General features: G+C 66.6%; 7 protein-coding genes. 3 read left to right on the top strand and 4 right to left on the bottom strand.

All coding sequences use genetic code 11. From position 1 onward, the window contains the following. Window positions 1-123: 123 nt before the first annotated feature. Both W823_RS51595 and W823_RS51590 read right to left on the bottom strand, forming a co-directional pair. Window positions 124-867 (bottom strand): MerR family transcriptional regulator, encoded by a 744-nt coding sequence (locus W823_RS51595; protein WP_023961680.1) that lies wholly within the window; start codon window positions 865-867, stop codon window positions 124-126. A 179-nt stretch (window positions 868-1,046) separates the two neighbouring features. Further along, window positions 1,047-1,469: a hypothetical protein gene (locus tag W823_RS51590; protein ID WP_023961678.1), complete on the bottom strand. Its 423-nt coding sequence runs from the start codon at window positions 1,467-1,469 to the stop codon at window positions 1,047-1,049. Window positions 1,470-1,699: 230 nt separating this feature from the next. Between W823_RS51590 and W823_RS51585 the strand changes: the two genes are divergently transcribed. Genes W823_RS51585 through W823_RS51575 form a run of 3 tightly spaced genes read left to right on the top strand, consistent with a single transcriptional unit; the run spans window position 1,700 to window position 4,666 of the window. Then, the gene (locus W823_RS51585) at window positions 1,700-2,737 is read left to right on the top strand and encodes an iron ABC transporter permease (protein WP_023961676.1); all 1,038 of its coding nucleotides are present in this window, start codon (window positions 1,700-1,702) and stop codon (window positions 2,735-2,737) included. Window positions 2,738-2,756: 19 nt separating this feature from the next. After that, the gene (locus W823_RS51580) at window positions 2,757-3,857 is read left to right on the top strand and encodes an iron chelate uptake ABC transporter family permease subunit (RefSeq protein WP_023961674.1); all 1,101 of its coding nucleotides are present in this window, start codon (window positions 2,757-2,759) and stop codon (window positions 3,855-3,857) included. Beyond that, window positions 3,854-4,666, top strand: a complete 813-nt coding sequence (locus tag W823_RS51575; RefSeq protein WP_023961672.1) for an ABC transporter ATP-binding protein — start codon at window positions 3,854-3,856, stop codon at window positions 4,664-4,666. The genes W823_RS51580 and W823_RS51575 overlap by 4 nt, the downstream gene beginning before the upstream one ends. Before the next feature lie 16 nt (window positions 4,667-4,682). Here the strand turns inward: W823_RS51575 and W823_RS51570 are convergent, their stop codons facing one another. Together W823_RS51570 and W823_RS0130460 are read right to left on the bottom strand one after the other, a co-directional pair. Further along, window positions 4,683-5,162: a DUF456 domain-containing protein gene (locus W823_RS51570; RefSeq protein ID WP_031333162.1), complete on the bottom strand. Its 480-nt coding sequence runs from the start codon at window positions 5,160-5,162 to the stop codon at window positions 4,683-4,685. 12 nt (window positions 5,163-5,174) lie between these two features. After that, window positions 5,175-5,843 (bottom strand): ATP-grasp domain-containing protein (locus W823_RS0130460; RefSeq protein ID WP_031333159.1); only part of this gene is annotated, 669 nt, incomplete at its 5' end.

Here is a 5,843-nt window from a genome sequence, read left to right as displayed (position 1 = left end):
TTCGGTGAGCGACGGTAACCGCCAGCTCGCGAACCTCGCAGAAGCTCGGGCTGTAGCGCGCGCTTGTGCCAGTTCACCGAGCGGCGGTAACCGCCGGCGCACCAGCCTTGCAGAGCCGACCCCTCAATCGACAGCAAACTCCAACGCATCCCGCACGAACTCCGCGTATCGGCGATGGTCGACGCCAGGGGGTGCGTAGTTCTTGCCGAACCGTTCGTCGTCGACGTACATCTGGCCGAGGCCACGCACGTAGTCGGCCGACACTGTCGCACCGCTCAGTGCGAGCCACTCCAGATGACGGGCCGCCAAGTGGCGGGCTCGCTCCCCTGACGGGTCCTCCCCCGCATCGGTGAGCTCGATCCACTGTGCAGCGATGTCCCGATGTTCTGCGGCGAAGTCTGCACGCTGCTCATCGGTGAGTGAGCGATACCAGCGATCGGATGTCGCGTAGGCGTCAGCGCCCCAGCGACTTTCGACCTCCTCGCGATGAATGGTGTGGTCGAATCCGGCGAATGCGTCGGTGGGCATGATGTCGAGTCCCTTCTCCAGGTGGGTGATGGTGTGTTCGACCGACGACATCTGGGCGTCGATGGTGTCGCGTCGAGACCGCAGTGTCGTGAGGAGTTCCCCGAGCGCTGTTCGTGGATCTTGTTGTCCGGCAAGCACGTCAGCGATTCGCGGCAGCGACAGACCCAACTCGCGCAAGATCAGGATGCGCTGCAGGCGGACCACTGCTGCCGAGTCGTAGTACCGGATGCCGCCGGCGCCCGTCCGTGACGGCAACAGCAGCCCGATCTGCTCGTAGTGCCGCAACGTGCGCGGCGTGACGCCCGAACTACGGGCGATCTCCCCGATCGGGTGATCCATCTCGGCCTCCTCAGGCGGTCGAGAACCACTGTGCCCGTTGACGCTGCGTCAACCGCAAGGCCTTTGTGCAACACGCGCACCTGGAGACGCAAAGATCCCTCCCCCAGACAGATCGTGTCCGGGAGAGGGATCGAGTGGTGGTGCTGTTCACCCGCCGTGGTGGGTGCTGGGTGCGAGCGTCAGTTCGGGATGCTCTGAACGCTGAACCAGTAGCCGATGTTGTTCTGCAGCGGGTCGATCTCGCTGGAGATCGTGTAGCCGGAGATGGACGTCGGGAAGCAGCCGAACCACTTGGTCTCGATGGTCAGGGACTGGCCCTTCTTCAGGACCGGGGCGAACTTCTGCGCGCCGTTGAACTCCTGGAGCGTGACGTTGGGCCAGTCGCGGCCGTATGCGGTGACCTTCATCCAGCGCTTGGTGTGCCAGGCGTTCACCCAGGGATCACCGGGCTTGCCCCACTCGCAGCTGACGCCGCCGGTGAGGTCGAGGTCGAACGGGCCCACAGGGGCGGCCTGTCCGGGCGCGGCGGCGACAACGCTGCCTGCGGTAATACCCACAGTCGCGGCTACGGCTGCGGCGGCGCGAATCAACTTCTGTTTCATTCTTCACTCCTCCAGGTCTGGCCACGGATGTGACTCATGAGGTTATCGCCTGATGACAACCTGAGTGTTAGCCAAGAAACAGATAAGAAACACGGTGTCTGCGATTCGTTACCGTTCCGTGATCCAAAGTCATGGACCGCAGGAAGATTTCGCAGTACCGGAGAAGGTTAGGGTAACCTGCCTACCGTCGACGTCGTCATCCCGACACCGGCCACCCGCACACACATGCATTGAACTACACAAGACAGGTCCGGCAGATCTTGGTCAACAAATCGCGACGCATACCCGGGGTGGTACTGCTACTGGTCCTCCTGGCCATCGTCTGCGCGGCCTCGATCGCGATCGGGTCCCGCGTCATCCCCCTGCCCGAGGTCTGGGACGCGCTGTGGACGGACAACGTTCCAGGAGCGCCCGACGCCGTCGGAATCGTGCACGACCTTCGCATTCCGCGCACCGTCCTGGGCCTGGTGGTCGGTCTTGCGGTCGGCGCCGCGGGTGCGCTCACACAGGGCCACACGCGCAACCCACTGGCCGACCCGGGCATCCTCGGCGTCAACGCGGGCGCTGCTTTTGCAGTGGTCACGGGCGTCTACGTCCTGGGAATCACCACACCCATCCAGTACATGGGCTTCGGGCTGCTCGGCGCGATGGCGGCCTCCTCGCTGGTGTTCTTCCTCGCGTCGGTGGGCAAGGGCGCCAGCCCGCTGACGCTGATCCTCGCCGGCACCGGACTCTCGGCGATGCTGGTGGCACTGACATCCGCGATCGTTCTGATCGACACCGCATCGCTGGAAGCCTGGCGCTTCTGGCAGGTGGGGTCGGTGGCCGGACGCGGATTCGACGTCATCCTCGCCACGCTCCCGTTCATCATCCCGGGGCTCATCCTGGCGATCGCCAGTGGCTTCTTCCTCAACATCCTGTCGCTGGGCGACGAGATGACCAAGGCACTAGGTTCGCGGATCGTGCAGGTGCGGATCGTCGGCATCCTCGCGATCACCCTGCTCGTCGGGTCGGCGACCGCAGCCTGCGGGCCGATCGTGTTCCTCGGCCTGGTGGCGCCGCACGTGGCCCGGTTCTTCACCGGCCCCGACTATCGCTGGGTGGTGCCCTACTCGGCGCTCATCGGTGCCGTCGCCCTCGTCGGTTGCGACGTACTCGGCCGGATGATCGCCCGCCCCGGCGAGATCCAGGCCGGCATCGTCCTGGCTGCCGTCGGCGCCCCGTTCTTCATCGCCCTGGTACGCGCAAAGAAGTTGGTGGCGGTATGACCGTGAAGTCGGTGGCGGCATGACCGCAGTGGCCGATCCCCCCGAGCACAAGCCGGCACCGCTGCCGGCCCGGCACCTTCGCCGCACCACGGTGCGGGTGGCCGGAGGCTCGTTCGTCGTGCGACCATGGGCAACGGGCGTCGGACTGGTGCTGACCGCGCTGGCCGTCGTCCTGTTCGCGGTCAGCATCGGCACCAGCGATTTCCCGATGTCCCCCATCGATGTCGGGCGGATCCTGCTCGGCGGCGGAACCCGCGCGGAGAACGTCGTCGTCTTCGACACCCAGTTGCCGATCGGCCTGGTGAGTCTGCTGGTCGGGATGGGTCTGGGGATGTCCGGTGCACTCACCCAGGTGATCGCCCGCAACCCCTTGGCGACGCCCGACATGCTCGGCATCACCTCCGGCGCGAGTGCGGCCGCGGTGGCCGTGATCGCCTTCGGATCCACGTGGGCCTCGTGGCTGGCCGACCTCGGTCTCGCGCTCGCCGCCATGCTCGGTGGACTTCTCACCGCCACCGCGATGTACATCCTCACCTGGCGCAAGGGCATCGACCCCATCCGTCTGGTGCTCGTCGGCGTCGCGCTGACGTGGGGTCTGCAGGCCGTGATCGCCTATCTGCTCACCCGCGCCAATGTGGATCAGGTGCAGCGGGCGCAGCTGTGGATCGTCGGATCGGTGTCCGGTGCGGGCTGGAAAGCGGTGTGGCCCCCGTTGATCGTGCTGATCCCGGCCATCCTGATCGTGCTCGCCCAGTCCCGAAATCTCTCGATCCTCAGTCTGGGCGAGGACGTGTGCCGCGGGCTGGGCATCCGCGCCAACCCGGTGTCGGCGCTCATCCTCATCGTCGCCGTCATCGTGGCGGCGGTCTGCGTCTCCTCCGCCGGCCCGATCGCGTTCGTCGCCTTGCTCGCACCACAGATCGCGATGCGGCTCACCCGGGCGGAAGTCCCGGGACCGATCACCGCCGGGCTGACCGGTGCGTGCCTCGTGCTGGGTGGAGACCTGTTGTGCCGCACGGTGTTGCCGGCCGGACTCCCCGTCGGGGTCGTCACCGCAGGCATCGGCGGCCCCGCCCTCATCTACCTCATGGTCCAGATCAACCGAAAGGCCTCGGTATGAGTGCCCTGTACTCGGAACAGTCCGCGGGACGCATTGCGGCCACCGGCCTCCAGGTCGGCTACGGCGACCGACCCATCATCGACGATCTCGACATTTCGATCCCCGACGGCAAGGTCACCACCATCGTCGGCCCCAACGGGTGCGGCAAATCCACGCTGCTGCGCTCGCTGGTACGTCTGCTCAAGCCGACCGCGGGGCAGGTGCTGCTCGACGGCCGCGACATCGCGACGCTGCGCACCAAAGAGGTGGCCAAGATCCTCGGACTGCTGCCCCAGAACCCCGTTGCCCCCGAGGGTTTGACGGTTGTCGACCTGGTCTCGCGAGGTCGTCACCCCCACCAGTCCTGGTACAAGCAGTGGTCGCCGGAAGACGAGGTCGCCGTCGCGCAGGCGCTGGAACTGACCGACTGCACCGACCTTGCCGAGAGGACCATCGACGCGCTGTCCGGTGGTCAGCGACAACGGGTCTGGATCGCGTTGACGCTGGCACAGCAGACCGATGTGGTGATGCTGGACGAGCCGACCACCTACCTCGACCTGTCACATTCGATCGACGTGCTCGACCTCGTCGACGACCTGTGCCGCATGCACGGCAAGACCGTGGTGATGGTGCTCCACGACCTCAATCTGGCTGTGCGCTATAGCGATTGGCTGGTGGTCATGAGGGAGGGAGAGATCATCCGAGAGGGAACACCCTCCGACGTCATCACCACCGATCTGTTGCAGGAGGCCTTCGGGTTGTCCTCGCAGGTACTCACCGACCCGGTGTCGGGTGGGCCGATGATCGTGCCCATCGGTCGCAAACGCTGAGACACCCACTCGCGGACTAGAAGGCGAACGCCGCTCCGAGCCACAGGGACGCGGCGAGCAGCGCGCCGGCCAGTTCGATCACGATGGCCAGTCCCGCGGCCTTCGTCGCGGCGATGGCTCCACGCCAGCCGGCTTCGATGCTGCCCAGCCGCGCCCACTCGGCGAGGAACGCTCCGAGCACGAACCCGACCGGCAGGCCCACCACCGGGATCACGAAGAACCCGACGATCCCGAGCAGACCGCCCAGGACCACCGTTCGGCCGGGCACCCCCGAGTCCTTCATCGACTTGTTCGCGAAGACGTACTTCACGATGGCCGAGACGCCCAGCAACACGGCGGCTGCCGCGAACACCAGCCAACCCGCGCTACCGACGACAAACGCCCACACCCCGATGGCAACGAAGATGAGGCTCAGTCCGGGCAGCACCGGCACGACAACACCGCACAACCCCAGAAAGATCACCAGGGCGACGATGACCTCGCCGACAAAAGGCACGTGTTCTCCCCGCTACCGGTTCTCGTCGCCTGAGCCGGCGGGTTTGTTCAGCCGAGGACCGGCCGGCGGTCCGGCCTGTGCCGGGGAAGGGGTCTTCGGCGGAGAGGGCTGTGCTCCCGGTGGACGTCGGGTAACCCGTGTCATCCCCGGATCGGGAGGGGTCGACTCGCGCGGCGGTTCCTCGCGGATCGCTGGCACCGCGCGAGTGTCGGCCTGCGGTGACGTGCTGATCGGCCGCACCAGGCGGGCCGCTTCACCGGCGCGCGCGCGGGCTGTCTGGATGTCGTCGGCGGTCGCGATCACCACACCCATCCGGCGACGCGCAAAGCTCTCGGGCTTGCCGAACAACCGGATGTCCGTCTCCGGGACAGCCAGGGCAGCAGCGACGTTCTCGAAAGCGATCGCCGGTTCGTTCAGGCCGCCGTAGATCACCGCTGATGCTCCTGGAGAGGCCAGCGTGACGTCCACGGGCAATCCCAGGATCGCGCGCGCATGCATGTCGAACTCAGAGAGCCGCTGGGTTCCGAGGGTCACCAGGCCGGTGTCGTGCGGTCGGGGGCTGACCTCGGAGAAGTACACGTCGTCGTCTTTGACGAACATCTCGACACCGAAGATGCCGCGGCCACCGAGCCGGCCGTCGCCGAGCGCCGAGGCGATGCGCGCGGCCACGGACGTGGCGCC

Source organism: Williamsia sp. D3, from assembly GCF_000506245.1.
GTDB classification, from domain to species: Bacteria; Actinomycetota; Actinomycetes; order Mycobacteriales; family Mycobacteriaceae; genus Williamsia; species Williamsia muralis.
The sequence above is the reverse complement of the archived record's forward strand: the minus strand, read 5'-3'. Positions and strand labels throughout refer to the sequence as shown.

Bases quoted from the DNA above. Each gene is read 5' to 3' on its own strand.
- W823_RS51595 (WP_023961680.1), bottom strand. From the start codon at position 867: ATGGATCACCCGATCGGGGAGATCGCCCGTAGTTCGGGCGTCACGCCG.
- W823_RS51590 (WP_023961678.1), bottom strand. From the start codon at position 1,469: ATGAAACAGAAGTTGATTCGCGCCGCCGCAGCCGTAGCCGCGACTGTG.
- W823_RS51580 (WP_023961674.1), top strand. From the start codon at position 2,757: ATGACCGCAGTGGCCGATCCCCCCGAGCACAAGCCGGCACCGCTGCCG.
- W823_RS51575 (WP_023961672.1), top strand. From the start codon at position 3,854: ATGAGTGCCCTGTACTCGGAACAGTCCGCGGGACGCATTGCGGCCACC.